This is a genomic window from Citrobacter sp. BDA59-3 (assembly GCF_015167655.1).
Classification (GTDB): Bacteria; Pseudomonadota; Gammaproteobacteria; order Enterobacterales; family Enterobacteriaceae; genus Phytobacter; species Phytobacter diazotrophicus.
Window position 1 is genome coordinate 3,507,282 of sequence record NZ_CP063427.1, and the last position, 21,966, is coordinate 3,529,247.

A 21,966-nucleotide genomic window follows, 5' to 3' on the forward strand; every position below is an offset into this window, starting at 1 on the left:
AGATTGAACAGTGAACCCTTTTAACGTTTACGATCAGAGCACTTTTGGTTCTACGGGAATGTACATATCGATTTCCCAGTAGCCATCCTCCTGCGCTGAATTCAGATAGATTTCAAAACAGGGGCGTAAAGCAATCTGATACTGCTCGTCTGCCATCAATTCATCAAAAAAAGCATCCCACGCCTGTTCGAACTCTTCGTTATAGACGCGAGCACGTGCCACTGCGTTCAGGCCTGGCGGAATCTCAGTACGCATCACCCCTTCACTGTTTTCAGGAATGACGAAATCCGCCGGAACCGAAACAACCACATCAGCACGCAACTTTTCCGCGGGAACTTCATCGGGATTGTCATAGTAAACCGTGATCCATTCCTGAGTCTGAATCTGTTTACCATTAACCCACATCGCTAACTGCTCGAACCCTTTCTTAACGGTGACATCCCAGGGGCCAACCAGATGAAACCCGGCGATAGTGCGCTTATCAACCTGTCTTACGGTGTATGCCATGTTACCCTCCCTTCACTGTGTATTTGTACAGTGTAGTGAAATCATCGAAACCGGGCACTCATAACAGATCAATTATGTGAGCAGACTCGCGTCGCAGCCAGTCCGCATCAGTCTTTATGGTGCAGATAGTCGCTCAACCGCGAGAACAAACCACCTTTACCGACATTGTCCAGCGTTACCAGCGGCAAGTGCGCCACCACTTTGTCACGATCGTAAAGCTGGATTTCGCCCACGCGCTGATGAGCGGCAAGCGGGGCTTCGAGATCTTTAGCGTCTATGACATAGCGTGCTTTGATATTCGGGAGTTCCGCTTTCGGTAGCGCCAGCCAAAGGTCCTGGTCGGTACCGACCGTCATCTGTTCCTTATCGCCATACCAGATACGCTCGCTGCCAACTTTTTTACCTTTTTGCAGAATCTGCACGGTATCAAAATTTTGCTGGCCCCAGTGCAGCAACTTCCGCGCCTGGTCTTCACGGCCTTTCGGGCTTTCCGCCCCCATCACAACCGCAATCAGGCGACGCTGCCCATCAACGCTTGATGCTATCAGGTTAAAACCGGCACCCGAGGTATGCCCGGTTTTCAGGCCATCAACATTCAATGATGAATCCCACAGCAGCCCATTACGGTTCTGCTGGGTGATACCGTTCCAGGTCAGGCTTTTCTCACTGTACATATGATAAAAATCCGGCTCACCACTGATAATGGCACGGGAAAGCACCGCCAGATCATATGCCGAACTGTGCTGGCCGGGCGCGTCCAGGCCATGTACCGTTTCAAAATGGGTATCACGCAAATTTAGCTTTTGCACATAATCGTTCATCATGCTGACAAACTGCGGCTGGCTTCCCGCTACATAATCGGCCAGCGCGACGCAGGCATCGTTGCCAGAATCGACAATCAGTCCACGGCTCAGGTCGCGCACCGTAACGCGATCCCCGGCTTTCAGGAACATTAATGAAGAGCCGTCAAAGACCGGATTTCCTCGCGCCCAGGCATCCTTACCTACCGTTACCACATCGCTGGCGCTGATACGGTGGCTGTCGATGGCGCGATCCACAACATAGCCAGTCATCAGCTTGGTCAGGCTGGCCGGATTACGCTGCTGATGTTCATTGCCTGCAGTGAGGATCTGCCCGGTGGTGTAATCCATTAAGACCCATGAGCCCGCCTGAATTTCCGGCGGCTGAGGAGAAATCGGCATATCATCTGCCAACGCGCAATGGATTGTCGCGGACAAAAGGGAGAAGGCAAAAAACAAACGGCATTTCAAAGAAATATCCTCATTTACGTGAAATTAGCCGTTCTTTTTACGCAACTTAATATGTCGATACTGGGACAAATTGCAAATAAATGTGACGAAAGTCATTTTTTTACGTCCCGGCTCTTGCTCCGAATGACGCTCCGCAATGCGTTTTCCTTCGGAAGATGCGACGCAATGGTTTACCATAGGCAGGTTATTGATCAACAGGATGAGCTCAGGTGTCTGATTCAACGGCAACGCCCACATTTCTTTTCCATGACTACGAAACGTTCGGTACCAGCCCCTCGCTGGATCGCCCCGCACAGTTTGCTGCGATTCGTACCGACGCCGATTTCAACATCATTGGCGAGCCGGAAGTCTTTTACTGTAAACCGGCAGATGACTATTTGCCTCAGCCAGAGGCAGTGCTGATTACCGGCATTACGCCACAGCACGCCAGAGCGAATGGCGTCAATGAAGCTGACTTTGCCCGCCGCATCCATGACTTGTTCACCGTCCCCAAAACCTGCGTACTCGGCTATAACAATGTCCGCTTCGATGACGAAGTGACGCGGAATATCTTCTATCGCAACTTTTACGATCCCTATGCCTGGAGCTGGCAAAACAACAACTCGCGCTGGGATTTGTTGGATGTGATGCGTGCCTGCTATGCCCTGCGCCCGGACGGCATCAACTGGCCGGAGAATGACGATGGGCTGCCGAGTTTCCGCCTTGAGCATCTGACAAAAGCGAACGGTATTGAACACAGCAATGCCCACGATGCAATGGCCGACGTTTACGCCACCATCGCCATGGCGCAACTGGTGAAAACCCACCAGCCGAGGCTGTTTGATTATCTGCTGAGCCACCGTAATAAGCATAAACTGGCGGCCCTGATTGATGTTCCGCAGATGACGCCGCTGGTCCATGTTTCCGGCATGTTTGGCGCCTGGCGCGGCAATACCAGTTGGGTTGCTCCGCTGGCCTGGCACCCGGAAAACCGCAATGCCGTGATCATGGTGGACCTCGCGGGCGATATGTCGCCGTTGCTGGAACTGGATGCTGACGCGCTGCGCGAGCGCTTGTATACCGCAAAAGCCGAGTTAGGTGACAATGCTGCCGTGCCGGTGAAGCTGGTACATCTGAATAAATGCCCTATCCTGGCACAGGCGAAAACGCTGCGTCCTGAGGATGCTGAACGGCTGGGGATTGACCGCAAACAGTGTCTGGATAACCTGAACGTTCTGCGCAATAACCCGCAGGTACGCGAAAAAGTACTGGCTATCTTTGCCGAAGCCGAGCCGTTTGTACCCTCTGAGAATGTGGATACACAACTTTATAACGGTTTTTTCAGCGATGCAGACCGTGCGGCAATGAACATTCTGCTGGAAACCGAGCCACGTAATCTCCCGGCGCTGGATATCACCTTTGTCGATAAGCGAATCGAGAAACTGCTGTTTAACTACCGGGCGCGTAACTTCCCCGGAACGCTCGATTATGACGAACAACAGCGCTGGCTGGAGCATCGCCGTCAGGTGTTTACGCCTGAGTTTTTGCAGGCTTATGCCGATGAGCTACAGATGCTGTCCCAGCAGTACGCCGACGATAAAGCGAAGCTGACACTGCTGAAATCGCTCTGGCAGTACGCCCAGGAGATTGTGTAGCCGCCAGAGTGCAGGCAAAAAAAACGGAGGCCATGGCCTCCGGTTTTTTTATTCAGTCATTACTGCGCGATATCTTCGTACTGTGGCACCGGGTTGCGGAAACTTTTCGTCACGCAGGCCAGATAGACCAGACCGATACCCCCCCAGATCAGGCCCAGAATCATTGAGCTCTGCTCCAGGTTAATCCACAGTGCGCCTACGGTCAGCGCGCCACAGACCGGCAGTACCAGATAGTTGAAGTGATCTTTCAGCGTCTTGTTACGCTTTTCACGGATCCAAAACTGCGAAATCACTGACAGGTTAACGAAGGTAAACGCCACCAGTGCGCCGAAGTTAATCAACGCTGTCGCCGTCACCAGGTCGAATTTAATCGCCAGCAACGCAATCGCGCCAACCAGCAGGACGTTCCATGCCGGAGTACGCCATTTCGGGTGTACATAACCAAAGAAACGGGTCGGGAAGACGCCATCACGGCCCATCACGTACATCAGACGCGAAACGCCCGCATGTGCCGCCATACCAGAAGCCAGAACGGTCACGCTGGAGAAAATCAGCACGCCCCACTGGAAGGTTTTACCCGCCACATACAGCATGATTTCCGGCTGAGACGCATCCGGATCTTTAAAGCGAGAGATATCCGGGAAGTACAGTTGCAGGAAGTAAGAGGCAACGATAAATACCAGGCCGCCAATCAACGCCGTCAGGAAGATAGCCTTCGGAATCACGCGCTCTGCATCTTTGGTCTCTTCTGACAGAGAAGAGATACCGTCGAAGCCGAGGAACGAGAAACACAGGATAGTCGCACCGGTAATCATCGGCACCACGTGTGCGCCTTCGGACCAGAACGGACGCGTGCTGGTCAACGTACCAGCGCCTTCACCGTGAGAGACGCCGTAAATGATCAGACCAACGATAACGGCCACAATGCCCATCTGCAGAATCACAATCAGGGTATTGAAGTTGGCCACGGTCTTGATGCTGCGCAGATTAGAGATGGTCATAAAGGCCACCAGCGCGACAACAAAGATCCACGATGGAATAGAAGGCACCAGCGCTTCAAAATAGATTTTCGCCAACAGAATGTTGATCATCGGCATGAACAGGTAGTCCAGCAGCGAAGACCACCCCACCATAAAGCCAACCGCCGGGCTAATGGATTTCTGGGCGTAGGTGTATGCGGAGCCCGCAGACGGGAAACGGCGAACCAGTTTACCGTAGCTCAGCGCCGTAAAAAGAATGGCCACCAGCGCAAAGGCATACGCCGTTGCAACATGGCCGTCGGTCAAGCCAGAGACGATACCAAACGTATCGAACAGCGTCATAGGCTGCATATAGGCGAGGCCCATCATAACAACCGGAATCAACGTAAGTGTTTTACGCAATTCCACGCGAGAGGTCTTTGGAGTAGCGTTATGCGACATAGTTATCCCCTTTTACGGTGAACGCCAGCGCGTAAGCAAAAGATTGCCCCATTTCTTTATATTCCTCAGCGACAACGACTGTCGGTTTTTAGTAAATATCTATCCGGTACGAAGCCCGGCCTCTTGGATTGAATGACGTTTCTAAAGTGCAAAAAAATAACCGACGTCTGATTAACGTCGGTTAGTTTCAATTTTTTGCAGCGACATATTTTGCACCAAAGTGAGGCGTTTTGACAAGCCTGTGCAATGGCGCTCACAAAGCGGTAACACCTAACTTACTGAATTTAAATAATTCACTTTGAACCAGAGCAAATTAATAGCACTTTTTGCTAAAATGTTTCTGCACTGTTTCAGGGAAATGACAGATTTCCCCCGTGTTTATGGCATTAAACTTTTTAAAATCAGTCCAGTGGCATGGTCATCGGATTCGGATATTCATACTCAAATCCCAGTTCGTGGCAAATGCGGTTACCGTCAACCACTTTCCCTTTTTCGCCGGGCGCAGAGTCGAGGAATTGTGGCTCAGGCAGGCCAAGCTTGCGTGCCATGGCCGGGTAAAACTGCGCTCGCGCCGGGTGCTCAGGTGCACATAAATTATAGATATGCCCGCCCTTCGGTGCCTGAAGCAGCAACGTGATGGCGGAAATAACATCCTCCAGATGGACCAGGTTGACCCCCTGTTGCCCGTCTGGCGCCGTCTTCCCGGCAAAAAAACGCCCCGGATGGCGGGCCGGCCCTACCAGCCCTGCCAGACGCAGAATATCGACCGATGTCCCCGGCAAATTATGCAGCCAGTCCTCAAGCTCTTTCAGGACTCGTCCGCTCGCTGTTGATGGATTACGCGGTGAGTTTTCTTTTACTGTGCCGCTGGTGTCGCCATACACCGAGGTAGAGCTGGTAAAAATGATGCGCGGAATATGATAGGCCAGCGCACTATCAACAATCTCCTGCATCGCCTGCAGGTAGAAAGCCTCGCCAGGACCACTGCGTCTGGCGGGCAAAGTGATAACCAGCGCGTCGACATTCATTAATGCATCCAGATCGTCTGGCTCGCAGAACAGCTCCGGTTCAAGTTTCAGCACGTAGCTTTCAATGCCGCACATACGAGCCGCCTCCACGCCATCCTGAGTGGTTTTGCTGCCGGTGACCTGCCAGCCGCGCGCCGTTAATGACAGCGCCAGCGGCATGCCCAACCATCCTAATCCGACAATAGCGACCTTTTTCATGTGTCTCTCCCGACATTTCGCAGATTCCATTTTAAGGCTACGCCAGCCCGACGAAACTGACAATTCATAGAGCAAATATGAAATGATTTAATGATTAAAAAAAGCCCTTGCCTTTGGTGGTGAAAGTGGTTTAGGTTAAACGACATCAAATGAATAAACATTCATCGAGAATTTTATGACAGGCGTTCAATTTAAACTTCACCATCATCACCATCATCCTGACTAGTCTTTCAGGCGATGTGTGCTGGAAGACGTTTGGATCTTCCAGTGGTGCATGAACGCAAGAGAAAGCCCCCGGAAGATAATCTTCCGGGGGCTTTTTTTTGGACCAAATTCAGCAGGATAATGAGGAAAACAGAATGTTAGACAATACCCGTTTACGCATAGCTATTCAGAAATCAGGCCGCCTGAGCGATGACTCACGCGAATTACTGGCCCGTTGCGGCATTAAAATCAACCTGCACACACAGCGTCTGATTGCCCTGGCCGAAAATATGCCGATTGATATTCTGCGCGTGCGTGATGACGACATTCCGGGGCTGGTCATGGACGGCGTGGTCGACCTGGGTATTGTTGGCGAAAACGTCCTGGAAGAAGAGTTGCTGACCCGCCGCGCACAGGGGGAAGATCCGCGTTATTTCACCCTGCGCCGCCTTGATTTCGGGAGTTGCCGCCTGTCGCTGGCGACCAACGCCGACGAAGAGTGGAAAGGCCCGGCGTCACTCGACGGCAAACGTATTGCCACCTCTTATCCGCACCTGCTCAAACGCTATCTCGACCAGAAAGGTGTCGCCTTCAAGTCCTGCCTGCTCAACGGTTCTGTTGAAGTGGCCCCACGTGCCGGTCTGGCGGATGCCATCTGTGATCTGGTTTCCACCGGCGCCACCCTGGAAGCGAATGGTCTGCGCGAAGTGGAAGTGATTTACCGCTCCAAAGCCTGCCTGATTCAACGTGACGGCGATCTGCTGGATGGCAAACAAGAGCTGGTCGATAAATTGCTGACCCGTATTCAGGGCGTGATTCAGGCGCGTGAATCAAAATACATCATGATGCACGCGCCAACCGAGCGTCTGGATGAAGTGATTTCTCTGCTGCCGGGCGCCGAACGTCCTACCATTCTGCCGCTGGCAGGCGATCAGCAACGTGTCGCCATGCATATGGTGAGCAGCGAAACCCTGTTCTGGGAAACGATGGAAAAACTGAAAGCGCTGGGTGCCAGTTCTATTCTGGTGCTGCCAATCGAGAAGATGATGGAGTAATCCACCTTACGATTCGCCCGGTGGCGCTATGTCTGCCGGGCCTGGACATCCAGGCCGGATAAGCGAAAGCGTCACCCTGCCTATAAAGGAAAATGATTATGAGCTTTAACACTATCATCGACTGGAACAGTTGCAGCCCTGAACAGCAACGCGAGCTGCTGATGCGCCCGGCGATCACCGCCTCAGAAAGTATCACCCGTACCGTTGTGGAGATCCTCGACAACGTGAAAAGCAACGGCGATAACGCCCTGCGCGAATACAGCGCGAAATTTGATAAAACTGACGTTACCGCGCTGAAAGTGACCGCGCAGGAAATTGCCGATGCCAGCGCCCGTCTCGGTGACGACATCAAGCAGGCGATGGCCGTGGCGGTTAAGAATATCGACACGTTCCACATCGCACAGAAACTGCAAACGGTTGATGTCGAAACAGTGCCAGGCGTGCGTTGCCAGCAGGTCACCCGCCCTATCGCCTCCGTCGGGTTGTATATCCCAGGCGGTTCCGCGCCGCTGTTTTCCACCGTACTGATGCTGGCCACTCCGGCACGCATTGCAGGCTGCAAAAAAGTGGTGCTCTGCTCCCCTCCCCCTATTGCGGATGAAATTCTCTATGCGGCGCAACTCTGCGGTGTACAGGAAGTCTTTAAAGTGGGGGGCGCGCAAGCGATTGCGGCTCTGGCATTTGGCACGGAATCAGTGCCAAAAGTCGACAAAATCTTTGGACCCGGCAACGCCTTCGTGACCGAGGCCAAGCGTCAGGTAAGCCAGCGTCTGGATGGTGCTGCTATCGATATGCCAGCGGGTCCGTCAGAAGTGCTGGTGATTGCCGACAGCGGCGCCACGCCTGATTTTGTCGCCTCCGATCTGTTGTCGCAGGCGGAGCACGGCCCGGACTCGCAGGTGATCCTGCTGACGCCGGATGCCGACATGGCCCGCGCCGTTGCCGATGCCGTTGAACGTCAGTTAGCCGACCTGCCTCGCGCGGAAACAGCGCGTAAAGCGCTCTCCGCCAGCCGCCTGATTGTGGCGAAAGATCTGGCACAATGCGTACAAATCTCTAACCAGTATGGTCCGGAGCATTTGATTATTCAGACCCGTAGCGCTCGTGACCTGGTGGATGATATCACCAGCGCCGGCTCGGTCTTTTTGGGCGACTGGTCACCCGAGTCCGCCGGTGATTATGCCTCCGGCACCAACCATGTCCTGCCAACATACGGTTACACCGCAACCTGCTCCAGCCTGGGGCTGGCCGATTTCCAGAAACGGATGACCGTCCAGGAATTATCACGCGAAGGCTTCGCGTCTCTCGCCTCTACGATTGAAACGCTGGCGGCCGCTGAACTGCTCACCGCCCACAAAAATGCCGTCACCCTGCGTGTTAACGCCCTTAAGGAGCAAGCATGAGTATTGAGGAACTGGCTCGCGCCAACGTACGTGCCCTGACCCCGTATCAGTCTGCCCGTCGTCTTGGCGGCAAGGGCGATGTCTGGTTGAACGCCAACGAATTCCCGACGGCAGTGGAATTTAATTTCACTCAGCAAACGCTGAACCGCTACCCGGAATGCCAGCCAAAAGCGGTTATCGAAGGGTATGCGCAGTACGCCGGGCTTAAGCCGGAACAAGTGCTGGTGAGTCGCGGCGCTGATGAAGGTATTGAACTCCTTATCCGCGCGTTCTGCGAACCGGGTAAAGACGCCATTCTGTTCTGCCCGCCGACCTACGGTATGTACAGCGTCAGCGCAGAAACTTTTGGCGTTGAGTACCGCACGGCCCTGACACTGGACGGCTGGCAACTGGATCTGCAAAACATTGCCGACCAGCTTGAGAATGTCAAACTGGTGTATGTCTGCAGCCCGAACAACCCCACCGGTCAAATCATCAATCCACAGGACATTCGCGCCGTGCTGGAGATGACGCGCGGCAAAGCGCTCGTAGTGGCCGACGAAGCGTATATTGAATTTTGCCCTCAGGCGACGCTGGCGGGCTGGCTTGAAGAGTATCCGCACCTGGTGATACTGCGCACGCTGTCCAAAGCCTTTGCGCTGGCAGGCCTGCGTTGCGGCTTCACCCTGGCAAATGAAGAGGTGATCAACCTGCTGATGAAAGTGATCGCCCCCTATCCACTCTCTACACCAGTGGCCGATATCGCGGCCCAGGCCCTGAGCCCGGAAGGGATTGTGGCGATGCGTGAGCGTGTCGCACAGATCGTGGCCGAGCGCGAATATCTGTCAACATCACTTCGCGACATTCCCTGCGTGGAGACGGTGTTTGATTCAGAGACCAACTACATTCTGGTACGCTTCAAAGCCTCCAGCGCTGTCTTTAAATCTCTGTGGGATCAGGGCATTATCCTGCGTGACCAAAATAAACAACCGACCTTGAGCGGCTGCCTGCGTATCACTATCGGCACCCGCGAAGAGAGCCAGCGCGTCATCGACGCTTTACGTGCGGAGTCTGTATGAGCCAGAAGTACCTTTTTATTGATCGTGATGGAACCCTGATTTCCGAGCCGCCATCTGATTATCAGGTCGATCGTTTTGACAAGCTGGCCTTTGAACCGGACGCGATTCCGGTTCTGCTCGCACTCCAAAAAGCCGGTTTTAAACTGGTGATGATCACCAATCAGGACGGTCTGGGCACCAGCAGCTTCCCGCAGGCCGATTTTGACGGCCCGCATAACCTGATGATGCAAATTTTCATCTCTCAGGGTGTGGTGTTTGAAGAGGTGCTGATTTGCCCGCACTTCCCGGGCGATGAGTGTGATTGCCGCAAACCGAAAGTAAAAATGGTTGAGCGCTGGCTGGTTGAGCAAGCGCTGGATAAAGCGAACAGCTACGTCATTGGCGATCGCGCAACGGATATTGAACTGGCGGCCAACATGGGCATTGCCGGGCTGCGTTACAACCGCGAAACCCTGAACTGGGCAGCCATTGGCGAGCAGTTGACCAAACGCGATCGCTACGCCCACGTTGAGCGCAAAACCAAAGAGACGCAGATTGACGTCAAAGTGTGGCTGGATCGCGAAGGCGGCAGCAAAATCCGCACCGGCGTGGGCTTCTTTGATCATATGCTCGATCAAATTGCCACCCACGGCGGCTTTCGCATGGAAATCGACGTCAAAGGCGATCTCTACATTGACGATCACCATACGGTTGAAGATACCGGCCTGGCGTTAGGCGAAGCGTTGAAACTGGCGCTGGGCGACAAGCGCGGTATCAACCGTTTCGGTTTTGTGCTGCCGATGGACGAATGCCTGGCACGCTGCGCGCTGGATATTTCCGGGCGTCCGCACCTGGAATATAAAGCTGAGTTTACCTATCAGCGCGTGGGCGATTTGAGCACCGAGATGGTTGAGCACTTCTTTAGTTCTCTTTCTTACACCATGGGTGTGACGCTGCATTTGAAAACCAAAGGGAAAAACGATCACCACCGCGTGGAGAGCCTGTTCAAAGTCTTTGGTCGTACGCTGCGCCAGGCCATTCGCGTCGAAGGCGATACCCTTCCCTCCTCGAAAGGAGTGTTGTGATGAATGTCGTTATCCTGGATACCGGGTGCGCTAACCTCAACTCTGTGAAATCGGCCATTTCGCGCCACGGCTACGAGCCGCTGGTGAGCCGCGATCCGGACGTGGTGCTGCGCGCCGACAAACTGTTTCTGCCCGGCGTAGGCACGGCGCAGGCCGCCATGGATCAATTGCGCGAACGCGACCTGATTGAACTGGTAAAAGCCTGCACCCAGCCGGTGCTGGGCATCTGCCTGGGTATGCAGTTACTGGGACGTTTCAGCGAAGAAAATAATGGCGTGGATTTACTGGGTATCATCGACCAGGACGTGCCGAAAATGGAAGATGTTGGTTTACCACTGCCGCACATGGGCTGGAACCAAGTCTATCCGAAAGCAGGCAATCGCCTGTTTCAGGGGATAGATGACGGCGCGCACTTCTATTTTGTCCATAGCTACGCCATGCCGGTTAACCCTTACACCATCGCTCAATGTCAGTACGGCACGCCGTTTACTGCTGCGGTGCAAAAAGACAATTTCTATGGCGTGCAATTCCATCCGGAACGTTCAGGGCGCGCGGGTGCACAACTGCTGAAAAACTTTCTGGAGATGTGATGATTATTCCGGCTTTAGATTTAATTGATGGAACGGTAGTGCGCCTGCACCAGGGGGATTATGGTCAGCAGCGCGACTACGGCACCGACCCGTTGCCACGCCTGCAGGATTACGCCGCCCAGGGTGCGCAAGTGCTGCATCTGGTGGATTTAACCGGTGCGAAAGATCCGGCGCGTCGCCAGATCCCATTGCTGAAAACACTGGTTGCCGGGGTGAATGTGCCGGTACAGGTCGGCGGCGGTGTACGTACCGAAGAGGATGTCGCCGCGCTGCTTGATGCCGGTGTCGCCCGTGTGGTCGTTGGTTCAACAGCCGTGAAATCACCTGAGGTGGTTAAAGGATGGTTCGAGCGTTTTGGCGCCGATGCGCTGGTGCTGGCGCTGGATGTACGTATTGATGCCGCAGGCAATAAACAGGTAGCGGTAAGCGGCTGGCAGGAAGATTCCGGCGTCTCGCTGGAAGAACTGGTAGAAATCTATCTCCCGGTTGGCCTCAGGCATGTGCTGTGCACCGATATCTCCCGCGATGGTACGCTGGCAGGTTCGAACGTGTCGCTGTATGAAGAAGTGTGCGCGCGATATCCGCAGGTTGCGTTTCAGTCTTCCGGTGGTATCGGCGATATCAATGATATTGCGGCGCTGCGTGGAACAGGCGTGAAAGGCGTGATCGTGGGTCGCGCGCTGCTGGAAGGTAAATTTACTGTAACGGAGGCCATCCAATGCTGGCAAAACGGATAATTCCTTGTCTCGACGTACGCGATGGTCAGGTGGTGAAAGGCGTTCAGTTTCGTAATCACGAAATCATCGGTGACATCGTGCCTCTGGCGAAACGCTACGCCGAAGAAGGCGCAGACGAACTGGTTTTTTACGATATCACCGCCTCCAGTGACGGGCGCGTGGTCGATAAAAGCTGGGTCTCTCGCGTCGCGGAAGTGATCGACATTCCGTTCTGTGTGGCGGGCGGGATCAAGTCTGCTGACGATGCGCACAAAATTCTCTCTTTCGGCGCGGATAAGATTTCCATCAACTCCCCGGCGCTGGTGGATCCGGAGCTTATCACCCGCCTCGCCGATCGTTTTGGCGTGCAGTGTATTGTGGTGGGTATCGATACCTGGTTTGATGCGTCGACCGGCAAGTACCACGTCAATCAGTATACCGGTGATGAAAGCCGCACCCGCGTGACCACCTGGGAGACGCTGGACTGGGTGCAGGAAGTGCAGAAACGCGGAGCTGGCGAGATCGTGCTTAACATGATGAACCAGGACGGCGTGCGTAACGGTTATGACCTTGAGCAACTGAAAAAAGTGCGCGAGGTTTGCCACGTTCCGCTTATCGCTTCCGGTGGCGCGGGTACAATGGAACACTTCCTTGAGGCCTTCCGCGACGCCAACGTCGACGGCGCGCTGGCGGCATCGGTGTTCCATAAACAAATTATCAATATTGGTGAGTTAAAAACGTTCCTGGCAGGCCAGGGCGTGGAGATAAGGGTATGTTAACAGAGCTGCAACTGGCCCAACTGGACTGGGAAAAAACCGACGGACTGCTGCCCGCCGTGGTGCAACACGCGGTCTCCGGCGAAGTATTGATGCTGGGGTATATGAACAAGGACGCGCTGGCGAAAACGCTGGAAAGTGGCAAAGTCACCTTCTTCTCGCGGACCAAAGGACGTTTGTGGACCAAAGGCGAAAGTTCTGGCCATTTTCTGAATGTGGTGAACATTGCGCCGGACTGTGATAACGATACCCTGCTGGTACTGGTGAATCCCATTGGTCCGACCTGCCACACGGGAACGTCCAGTTGCTTTGGCGACAATGCCCATCAGTGGCTTTTCCTCTACCAACTGGAACAACTGCTCGCCGAACGCAAAACGGCAGACCCGGCCAGCTCATATACCGCTAAGCTGTATGCCAGCGGTACCAAGCGTATCGCGCAAAAGGTGGGTGAAGAAGGCGTGGAGACCGCACTGGCAGCCACCGTTCACGATCGCGAAGAACTGACCAATGAAGCGTCAGACTTGATGTATCACCTGCTGGTCTTGTTGCAGGATCAGAACCTGGATCTGACCGCTGTTATCGAAAATCTCAAAGCCCGGCACAAATAAATACAGGGGCCGGAAGTCCGGCCCTATGTTGTCGCCAGTACATACATATCCCAGCCAGATTGTTCTACTTAGAGACCTCGAATAGGGTAAACAACACAAAAATGTTATCTTTCAGAACGGTCATGGTAAAAGTGAAGTATAGCTAAGGAAAATGCGTTATCAGCTGATAAAGTAATCTAGACGTCGATTTAATAATATCGAATCTAATTACAATCTCAGGTTACGCCACAGCACCTGTCTCGATATCAACCAGAAACATCTAAAAATAAAATTTTACTTAGTTCTGTGCTCAATTACATGGGTAGGATTAGTGAATTCTAAATTACTCAGTGGACAACAATCTGACGATTCTAACACTCACCGAAATTCACAACATCCGTTGATAATGATTAAAGTCAACAATAATGAATTAGCAATATTATTTAAGGGTCTAAAACTCCATAGCCTAAACACTCACTAAATGAAATAAGTAATTGCCATATTCAGTTTTACCCATTTTTTGAGCCTGCTCATTAACTTTATCCTTGGTAATCCATTTATTATTATAAGCAATTTCCTCAAGACAGGCGACCTTAAAACCTTGCCTTTTTTCTATTGTATGGATGAATTGCGATGCTTCAAGCAAACTATCGTGTGTTCCAGTATCCAGCCAGGCAAAACCACGTCCTAAACGTTCAACATTTAAATTACCGGTATGGAGGTACATTTCATTCAACGTTGTGATTTCTAACTCACCTCGTTCAGAAGGTGTTACCATTCGCGCCATATCTACAACATTTTTGTCATAGAAATAAAGACCTGTCACTGCCCAGTCGGATTTCGGTGCTTTAGGTTTCTCTTCAATTGAAATGGCTCTGAATTTATCATCAAATTCTACAACACCAAAACGCTCAGGATCACGGACACGATACCCAAAAACTGTTGCTCCATTCTGACGGTGCGAAACCTCAATAAGTTGTGGTGCAAAACCCTGACCAAAAAAGATATTATCGCCTAGCACCAGGGCACAACGATCTCCATTGATAAATTTTTCACCAATTAAAAAGGCTTGTGGCAATCCATCTGGGGAAGGTTGAACCGCATAAGTAAAATTGACACCAAACTGGGAACCGTCTCCAAGTAGTCGCTGGAATGCAGGCATATCGATGGGTGTACTAATGATTAAAATATCCCTAATCCCGGCCAACATTAATACCGATATAGGATAGTAGATCATAGGCTTATCATAGATAGGCAGGAGTTGCTTCGAAACACCTTGAGTAATTGGATATAAGCGAGTGCCAGAACCACCGGCCAGAACAATACCTTTCATTCTTACTATCTCCTATTTATTGGTTCATCCCAAGTCTCTCTCCCGCATAAGAGCCGTCCTGCACTCGCTTCCACCACGACTTATTATTTAAATACCAATGGACGGTTTTCTCGATCCCACTTTCAAAGGTTTCCAGAGGTTCCCAACCCAATTCGCGTTGAATTTTACTGGCATCGATTGCATAGCGCAGATCATGGCCTGGTCGATCGGTTACAAATGTAATTAAGTCAGCAAATTGCTTAATGTGTCCAGGTTTATGTTCAACTACGCGATCAAGAATGGCGCAAATCGTTTTCACCACATCAATATTTTTACGCTCGTTGTGCCCACCAATATTGTAGGTTTCCCCGCTTATACCTTCAGTTGCAACTTTATATAAAGCTCGGGCATGATCTTCAACATACAACCAGTCACGGATTTGTTCACCATTTCCATAAATTGGTAGGGGTTTACCTGCAAGTGCATTCAGAATAGTCAACGGAATGAGCTTTTCCGGAAAATGATAAGGTCCATAATTATTCGAACAATTTGTCACTAGAACCGGAAGATGGTAAGTGCGGTTCCAGGCATAAACTAAATGATCGCTTCCTGCCTTACTTGCTGAATAGGGACTGCTTGGTGCATAAGGTGTTTCTTCGGTAAACAGACCGCCCGTCCCAGCCAGATCTCCATACACCTCATCAGTCGAGATATGATGAAAACGAAATACTGACTTTTGGTATTCGTTAAGCGAGTTGAAATAATGTCGGGCAGCTTCTAAAAGGATGAAAGTTCCAATTATGTTCGTCTGAATGAATGCGGCTGGCCCGTCGATTGAGCGATCCACATGGCTTTCTGCCGCCAAATGCATCACAATATCTGGTCGAAAGTCATTGAACTGCTCCGCAACACCTTTAGCATCAGTGATATCCGTTCGCGAGAAAGAATAGCGTTCATTGTTTGCTATTGGAGCCAAAGACTCCAGATTACCCGCGTAGGTTAAACAATCGACAACCCGCACTTCATCATGTGTATTTTCTATGATATGACGAACAACAGCAGAACCAATAAAACCAGCTCCACCGGTAACAAGGATCTTCATATTCTCTCTCGTTTTCAATGGACTAATAATTTATATAACTAAGTCCTTCTTCGATTTCAGGCACGCTACTAAGGAAAAATTACGAAACACTACAGCACAATGACTGAAGCGAGGTAATTATATTATGGGCTGCGGATTTCGTAATTTTTCCAGAAGATGAGGCATCAGCAAGCGTGAACTAGTATGTAGATAAAATTATAAAGTTTTACACTTTGAGTGCATTAATCTGACATCATCAAAATTCATTTCTATCCCTCACTATAAGTGAATCATCCGTTTCAAGAATGTTGATATTTAATTTTTGTCTTTTAGTTATTTTATATAACGCAATAATACGAGTGAAGACAGGTGGTAAATGTTACTTACCACCATGAAAGAAATGGTTAATCCGAGTAGTAATATATAAACCCCTCCGGATAACAGTTCCTATTTACGATAGAATTTTTTTTTGTAAAATACTGCGAGGTCAATCGTCAATGCTAAAACGTTTTTATTTAGCCAGGTAAGATTATCACGATTACGTATACCTTCACTCCACTGATTCGCTTTGATAAAACTAATCAAATTCTTTCTATACACTTTATTCCAGAGAGCACCGAGTATTTCACAGGTTGAAGGTACCTGACTTTTTTTAACATAACCCCCTAAACCAAATGTTTCATTATGATTTAAATTGCTAAAAGCATCTGTCAGCGATTTGTTATTCCCGCTAATCAATACGTCCCACACTTTTAGAGCGTAGCCACGCACTTGATCGTGTGTAAGTCCGTAACTTAACACTGCTGCAGAAAAGGATTCCATACCCACCAAAATCCCTTCCTGAAAGGTTTTAGTAAAGTTACTCCACGCGGTGTTTTCATCATTATCAATTTTACGGATAGCAACGAATTTTCCATTTTTTTCTTCATAGCCCGTGACACTGCCTGAAGGGGAATTGGTGATCATCTCAATGGGTGCAACCGAATCAAGAAAATGCGGATACTCCAGCTGGTGATTCAGATTCGGACCAAAAGCAAACTTTGATGTATTTGACGGCTGATCATTTAGAAATTTTTGCAGCCCAAGGTAAACGCCGGTAAAATGAATATTTGGGTATAGCAAAGCAATGTTATCGTGAATTGTGCCACGCCAACCAACATCGACAATACAAACTTTAATATCCATATCATCACGCAACCCTTTTGTCTCAAAATAGTGCTTTAAAAGGCCCCGTTCCTGTAGCACATGCTGCCAGAGTTTTTCCTTAAACGAAGCGTCATCAAATAATTGCTGAACACGTGTATCCTGCCATGGATACTGGATTTGTTGTTCAGCAGGAATACCATATTTATCAATAAGCTCTTGGAACTCAGAAATATTAACATTTAGAGTTTTAAATAAAGCATTTAGAGATTGAGTGCTATATAAATTCCACACACGCATCATTTCTTTAAGACTGATTTCTTGCAATGATGGTGCAAAAGTCGCTAGCCGACTGACTTCAAGAATATCGATTTCTGGTAGATTTATCTCGCTTACATTATTTTTCAAATGTTTAATCAAAACATCAAATGCTTTAATGAAAAACTCACCTTCTCGGGTGAAAAATAATATTTTATCACTACCCGAAGAAATGGCTTTCTCTAATATACTGAGACAAAAACCAGCAATTAATGGCGTGGTTTTCAGACCAAATAAGAAATTATCTGGCAAATTCTCAGATTCAGAGTGTCTCTGGATTATGTTATTAATAAGTGTCTCGGTTAAAGCATCATGATTATTCCAGAGAAACTCTTTTTGCTCACGCAGTTGATGCTGTTCTGTCGGGAGATATCGAATGCTGTTTATGCCTTTTGATGCTGGCATTTTTACGTCAGACCATTCATTATCACCAATGTGCACCCAATCAGCAGGAGATAGCTGATATTTTTGCTGAACAAAATCGAAAAGTTTACCGCTGCGCTTATTTAAACGCACGTCAATTGATGAAACTCCGTCCGCAATGATCGAAGCATGCATACCTGCGCTGTTAAGCAATTTTTTCAAATCATCAGCTGATGTATAGAAATCCGACAGGAACAGCGTTGTATCAGCAGGATACTGTGCTAAAAATTCTTCAATACCAGGGTCAAGGTAGATGTTTTTTTTCTCTTGCTCCATTTCCCAGTTATACAGTTCATGAGAAATCGCGGCAGTATCATACTGCTCAGCAGAGATATAGTTTTCTACCCAGCGCCGTATAACATCTTGAATCAGATATTCATCATCATAGCCAAGCGCTATATTCTCTTGACCAATGGTATGCTCTGTTTCTACTCGCTTAACAAATAGTTGGTCAACAGAGTCAATGTTGTGAATTTTGTGATATTTCAGGAAAAAATAATATGAAGTTGAACGCTTTATGAAGTCTGGATGACAGTTACGCCGCAGAATAGTATCCCACACATCGACTGTTTTGAGTTTAAATTTATTCATCTGGATTATTTCTTCAACTTAAAATAAAGAGCACGTAGCGGGGTACGAACAGATACAGGTAAACGCAGAGCGATTCGTTTTAAAAGACTCTGGTGAGCAAATGTTAATGTATTTGCAATATCTGGCCTGGCAAGCGATGCTTCAAAAGGAGACTTTCTGTATGAGCGGGGAATTTCTTCACCCGTAGGGAATTGACCATTCATGACATTATTGAATGCGCGGTAAAACCCTTCAGTCTCTGTTTCAAGCGTCCGACCATTCATAAACTTCTGGCCAGCATGGCTCATTTTACTAGATAAGTCTGAATCGTTAAGAATCTTCATTATCCCTGCAGCAATACTTTCCGGGGTCTGTTTACATAGCAACATTGCTTCTTCGTTAAAATCGTAAAGATTATTTACGCGCCAGACTTCAACAACCGGCAACCCTGCATTCATCATCTCAAAGGGAATACGCGAAGGATTAGAAGAACTAATACATAGACCTACGGAACATTTATTGTACAACTCATTACATGAAGCTAGATCTAGCAACCCAAGGTTTTCATGCTCAAACCACAAGCTATCATTAATCGATGAACCATAAAGATATATTTTAACATCAGGCATGCAATGCTTAACGATTCCTAAAGCTTCAATACCGATGCGTGAGCAGCGCCTTGGTTTATCAGGCTGATAAATAAAGCAAACAGCTTTCTCTTTTTCTATCGTCGGAATACGCTTATAGATATTATTATTTGCTCCGAACTCAAAGTGGTAGCTATTAACCGCAAAATCTTGATACAGCTTATGGCGCAGCCAGCGGCCGATTGTGATTGGCGTAAGCCCATAGCAATATGAATTCTCGGCCATCAGATAAGCGTCACCTACAGGGTTAAAGTAGGCTTCGAAATCCTGAACAAAGTACAAACGTTTGCAGTCAAATGGAAGTGCAGCAACGAAAGGCGCGGAGTACCATATTGTTGCTACCGCCGCATCACAGGGTTGGGCATTATTCCAGTCATAAACTACATTTTCGAATTTCATGCCGAAAAGTTTATGGATAACTTGAGCACCACTTATTTTCCCACTCTTATCTTCAAGATAGATAACACAGGTATGACCCATTTTCTCAAGATAAGAAGCGTGCTGCAGCATTGTGCGATGACCACCAGATCCTTCAATGAGTTGGGGAATAAACCAAGCAATATTAGCCATTGTAACCTTTGATAAATAAATTATTTTATATTTAGTATGCGTAGTAAACGCCCTATTACTGGCGTGCTATTAATTTTACGCAGAGTCGATCTGGCCCGTTCGAGATCCGCAGAGAGTTGGGCCATGTGTAGTTCTTTTTCATCATTTAACGCAATGATTTCATCATTTTTATGAAGCAATTCAGCAATTTTTTGTTCCTTAGTGCTAACTACCTCCTGTAAATTCTCAATCACCTGATTTTTCTGATGAATAGTCTTGTCGCGTTCATCAATTACGCTTTTCTGGACCGCGACCGCATTGTCACGCTCACCTATTAAGCCCTTTTGAGCCGCAATTGCATTGTCACGCTCATCAATTAACTCTTTCTGCAGCGCGATCGCACTATCACGTTCGTCAATTAAGTCTTTCTGTACGGCGATCGCATTGCCACGTTCATTAATTAAGTCCTTCTGCGCGGCTATCACATTATCCCGTTCTTCAATAATGTTCTTGTGCGCCGCAATCGCATTGTCACGCTCACCAATTAAATTTTTCTGTGCTGCGATCTCATTGTCACGTTCATTAATTAAGTTTTCCTGCACCGCGATCATATTATCACGTTCATTAATTAAGTTCCCTTGCGCCGCGATCATACTATCACGTTCATCAATTAAACCAGTTTGCAAACGAATGGTATTATCACGCTCATCAATCATCTGCGACATATTATTAATAGCATTCATGCGCTCATGTAGCAGAGCCGACCAGGTATTATTGTTATCATTATTTAATATGTTGAATTTCCTGGAATTAATTGCATTCTTAATATTCACCAGCTTGATAAGCCAATCAATAATGTCATGATAAATAAATAGAACAAAATTGAACGGCTGAGATACTTTACCGACCAACTCCTCGGGGTTATGATAAAATAGATGTATGCCTCTTTTAATTCCTCTCTCAATAGTTATCTCAGCACAAGATATTTTATTCAAAGAAATCAATATAACGGACTGCATATATAGACTTTGTAATATCTTGGTACCAATTGAAGGACTAAATTTTTCAACACAAGAATTCGCCGCATTTGAAAAGTGAATTAATGCCTCAATTTTATCATCTTTTTTATTATAAATAAGACCTAATAGTGTCGACAGTGAAATGTACCAGCGGTATTGATGAGGCGATGGTTTAGCCAATTTTAACACTTCGGAACAATAGGTTAGAATCTTGGCTAAAATTTCATCAGAATCATCACCATTGCTAAGTAACTGATATCCTAATACTGCTAGTGCGGCCGCATAATCGGGGCTTCTAGGGTCATATTGGTGCAAAATTTGTCGACTATATTGCTTAAGATGATATGCTGAGTGATTTCTGAATGGAAATTCAACAATACCACGAATTAGCCATGGGTGAGTATAATCTCTCGCAAAAGCTAAAAGATTTTCTGGCGGTGATGGGTAGCCATAAATAGTCTCTTCATATATCATTGACGTCTTTTCTAAAGGGTTTTTCATCAATACACATAGTTCAGGAGAGGGTGTAATATCTTCCCCATAATGTATTTTCGCCTTCAGATTGCTGTGTTCATAAATGAAATAAACTTCTGGCTGAACATTCAAATTTTCTAAGGAATGAATAATTTCTTTATTTATTTTTAGAAAAAAAAAGCGACCAGCTGGTAATAACCTGGCAGTAATATTGCCCAAGGATTTAATCAAATCATCATCTGAATATTTATCAACTACAATGAAATGATAGCCCAGCTCTTTGAATAAAGCTTCGTCGATATTGTCTAACGAAGAGTGTTGAACTACAGACGCTTTTGTCTGTTCTGACAAAACACATTGAATGTCTTTGGCTGAGCTGGCTGACTCGGAAATAACGAGCACCCTGTCCCCAGGACGTACATAGGGCAGGGCATTCGTGATATTTTTCCTGGTAACCACATTTTCGCCTGGTATACCCGCTAATTCATTTAGCTGTTCCGGCCCAAAGCTTAGCACCATCCTGAGATGTTGCTCGCTATTGAACGAACTATCATAGCCCGGGTTAAGCAAATAAAAAGAGGAATCCAGCCGATAGCCTAAGCGATGTGATTCATTAACAAAATTAAAGTAAAACTCACGTTGACTTTCTGTCACTAATATATCGATGGCGACTTTTTTTACCGAATATTGTGCCGACAACCTGATAATATCGATATATGCTTCGAATTTACCTTCGTTATCGCTAATCAGAATAAAGTCAGCTTTATTATCATCAATAACATCTGCTAAGTGCGCTAAATCCTCGCAATAGCATATTTTATAACCTTTCTCAGCAATCAGAGCTCCTGATTCCTGAGGATAATTACATAGTAGATAAACACCGGGGCCAAGATAATCAGTGATAGAAATATCTTTCAT

At 48.3% G+C, this 21,966-nt stretch carries 20 protein-coding genes and 1 other annotated feature; of the genes, 10 read left to right on the plus strand and 10 right to left on the minus strand.

The genetic code is table 11. The annotated features are described in order from the left end of the window. Positions 1 to 33: 33 nt before the first annotated feature. Both sbmC and dacD read right to left on the minus strand, forming a co-directional pair. Positions 34 to 507 carry a DNA gyrase inhibitor SbmC gene (gene sbmC, locus IP582_RS16690; protein WP_193793861.1) on the minus strand — a complete coding sequence of 158 codons (474 nt, stop codon included), beginning with the start codon at positions 505 to 507 and terminating at the stop codon, positions 34 to 36. A gap of 107 nt (positions 508 to 614) precedes the next feature. Beyond that, on the minus strand, positions 615 to 1,778 hold the full coding sequence (dacD, locus tag IP582_RS16695; RefSeq protein ID WP_193793862.1) for a serine-type D-Ala-D-Ala carboxypeptidase DacD: 1,164 nt from the start codon (positions 1,776 to 1,778) through the stop codon (positions 615 to 617). A 209-nt stretch (positions 1,779 to 1,987) separates the two neighbouring features. Here dacD and sbcB point away from each other — a divergent pair, with 209 nt between their 5' ends. Then, entirely contained in the window at positions 1,988 to 3,412 is a 1,425-nt protein-coding gene (gene sbcB / locus IP582_RS16700; RefSeq protein ID WP_108700993.1) for an exodeoxyribonuclease I, read from the plus strand. 59 nt (positions 3,413 to 3,471) lie between these two features. Here the strand turns inward: sbcB and IP582_RS16705 are convergent, their stop codons facing one another. The 3 genes from IP582_RS16705 to IP582_RS16715 all read right to left on the minus strand — a co-directional run bounded on the left by IP582_RS16705 (position 3,472) and on the right by IP582_RS16715 (position 6,059). Further along, positions 3,472 to 4,833 carry an APC family permease gene (locus IP582_RS16705; RefSeq protein ID WP_071196264.1) on the minus strand — a complete coding sequence of 454 codons (1,362 nt, stop codon included), beginning with the start codon at positions 4,831 to 4,833 and terminating at the stop codon, positions 3,472 to 3,474. Then, positions 4,823 to 4,885, minus strand: coding sequence for a membrane protein YoeI (gene yoeI, locus IP582_RS25580; RefSeq protein WP_103245917.1), 63 nt, complete (start codon positions 4,883 to 4,885; stop codon positions 4,823 to 4,825). The genes IP582_RS16705 and yoeI overlap by 11 nt, the downstream gene beginning before the upstream one ends. 349 nt (positions 4,886 to 5,234) lie before the next feature. Further along, the gene (locus IP582_RS16715) at positions 5,235 to 6,059 is read right to left on the minus strand and encodes an SDR family oxidoreductase (protein ID WP_071196263.1); all 825 of its coding nucleotides are present in this window, start codon (positions 6,057 to 6,059) and stop codon (positions 5,235 to 5,237) included. A gap of 175 nt (positions 6,060 to 6,234) precedes the next feature. On the opposite strand from IP582_RS16715, the gene hisL reads away from it, so the two are divergent. The 9 genes from hisL (at position 6,235) to hisIE (ending at position 13,533) form a co-directional block, all read left to right on the plus strand. Next, positions 6,235 to 6,285: a his operon leader peptide gene (gene hisL / locus IP582_RS16720; RefSeq protein WP_103245916.1), complete on the plus strand. Its 51-nt coding sequence runs from the start codon at positions 6,235 to 6,237 to the stop codon at positions 6,283 to 6,285. After that, positions 6,261 to 6,384 (plus strand) — a sequence feature (His leader region). It overlaps the preceding gene by 25 nt. Before the next feature lie 34 nt (positions 6,385 to 6,418). Then, the gene (gene hisG, locus IP582_RS16725; RefSeq protein ID WP_041851935.1) at positions 6,419 to 7,318 is read left to right on the plus strand and encodes an ATP phosphoribosyltransferase; all 900 of its coding nucleotides are present in this window, start codon (positions 6,419 to 6,421) and stop codon (positions 7,316 to 7,318) included. Positions 7,319 to 7,416: 98 nt separating this feature from the next. After that, positions 7,417 to 8,721 carry a histidinol dehydrogenase gene (hisD, locus tag IP582_RS16730; protein WP_193793863.1) on the plus strand — a complete coding sequence of 435 codons (1,305 nt, stop codon included), beginning with the start codon at positions 7,417 to 7,419 and terminating at the stop codon, positions 8,719 to 8,721. Next, positions 8,718 to 9,779 carry a histidinol-phosphate transaminase gene (hisC, locus tag IP582_RS16735; protein WP_041851937.1) on the plus strand — a complete coding sequence of 354 codons (1,062 nt, stop codon included), beginning with the start codon at positions 8,718 to 8,720 and terminating at the stop codon, positions 9,777 to 9,779. The genes hisD and hisC overlap by 4 nt, the downstream gene beginning before the upstream one ends. After that, positions 9,776 to 10,843, plus strand: a complete 1,068-nt coding sequence (gene hisB / locus IP582_RS16740) for a bifunctional histidinol-phosphatase/imidazoleglycerol-phosphate dehydratase HisB (protein ID WP_193793864.1) — start codon at positions 9,776 to 9,778, stop codon at positions 10,841 to 10,843. The genes hisC and hisB overlap by 4 nt, the downstream gene beginning before the upstream one ends. Then, positions 10,843 to 11,433 (plus strand): imidazole glycerol phosphate synthase subunit HisH, encoded by a 591-nt coding sequence (hisH, locus tag IP582_RS16745; protein ID WP_193793865.1) that lies wholly within the window; start codon positions 10,843 to 10,845, stop codon positions 11,431 to 11,433. The genes hisB and hisH overlap by 1 nt, the downstream gene beginning before the upstream one ends. Beyond that, positions 11,433 to 12,170 carry a 1-(5-phosphoribosyl)-5-[(5-phosphoribosylamino)methylideneamino]imidazole-4-carboxamide isomerase gene (gene hisA / locus IP582_RS16750; protein ID WP_193793866.1) on the plus strand — a complete coding sequence of 246 codons (738 nt, stop codon included), beginning with the start codon at positions 11,433 to 11,435 and terminating at the stop codon, positions 12,168 to 12,170. Before hisH ends, hisA begins: the two co-directional genes overlap by 1 nt. Next, on the plus strand, positions 12,152 to 12,928 hold the full coding sequence (gene hisF / locus IP582_RS16755) for an imidazole glycerol phosphate synthase subunit HisF (RefSeq protein ID WP_193793867.1): 777 nt from the start codon (positions 12,152 to 12,154) through the stop codon (positions 12,926 to 12,928). Before hisA ends, hisF begins: the two co-directional genes overlap by 19 nt. Then, complete coding sequence (gene hisIE / locus IP582_RS16760; RefSeq protein ID WP_193793868.1) at positions 12,922 to 13,533, plus strand: bifunctional phosphoribosyl-AMP cyclohydrolase/phosphoribosyl-ATP diphosphatase HisIE; 612 nt, start codon at positions 12,922 to 12,924, stop codon at positions 13,531 to 13,533. The genes hisF and hisIE overlap by 7 nt, the downstream gene beginning before the upstream one ends. A gap of 445 nt (positions 13,534 to 13,978) precedes the next feature. Here the strand turns inward: hisIE and rfbA are convergent, their stop codons facing one another. The 5 genes from rfbA to IP582_RS16785 form a co-directional block, all read right to left on the minus strand. Further along, positions 13,979 to 14,845 (minus strand): glucose-1-phosphate thymidylyltransferase RfbA, encoded by an 867-nt coding sequence (rfbA, locus tag IP582_RS16765; RefSeq protein WP_193793869.1) that lies wholly within the window; start codon positions 14,843 to 14,845, stop codon positions 13,979 to 13,981. A gap of 16 nt (positions 14,846 to 14,861) precedes the next feature. Beyond that, a complete protein-coding gene (rfbB, locus tag IP582_RS16770; protein WP_193793871.1) occupies positions 14,862 to 15,926 on the minus strand; it encodes a dTDP-glucose 4,6-dehydratase in 1,065 nt (354 codons plus the stop codon). A 426-nt stretch (positions 15,927 to 16,352) separates the two neighbouring features. Next, positions 16,353 to 18,380, minus strand: coding sequence for a hypothetical protein (locus tag IP582_RS16775; RefSeq protein ID WP_193793872.1), 2,028 nt, complete (start codon positions 18,378 to 18,380; stop codon positions 16,353 to 16,355). A gap of 5 nt (positions 18,381 to 18,385) precedes the next feature. After that, positions 18,386 to 19,576: a glycosyl transferase family 1 gene (locus tag IP582_RS16780; RefSeq protein ID WP_193793873.1), complete on the minus strand. Its 1,191-nt coding sequence runs from the start codon at positions 19,574 to 19,576 to the stop codon at positions 18,386 to 18,388. Positions 19,577 to 19,596: 20 nt separating this feature from the next. After that, positions 19,597 to 21,966 carry a hypothetical protein gene (locus IP582_RS16785; protein ID WP_193793874.1) on the minus strand — a complete coding sequence of 790 codons (2,370 nt, stop codon included), beginning with the start codon at positions 21,964 to 21,966 and terminating at the stop codon, positions 19,597 to 19,599.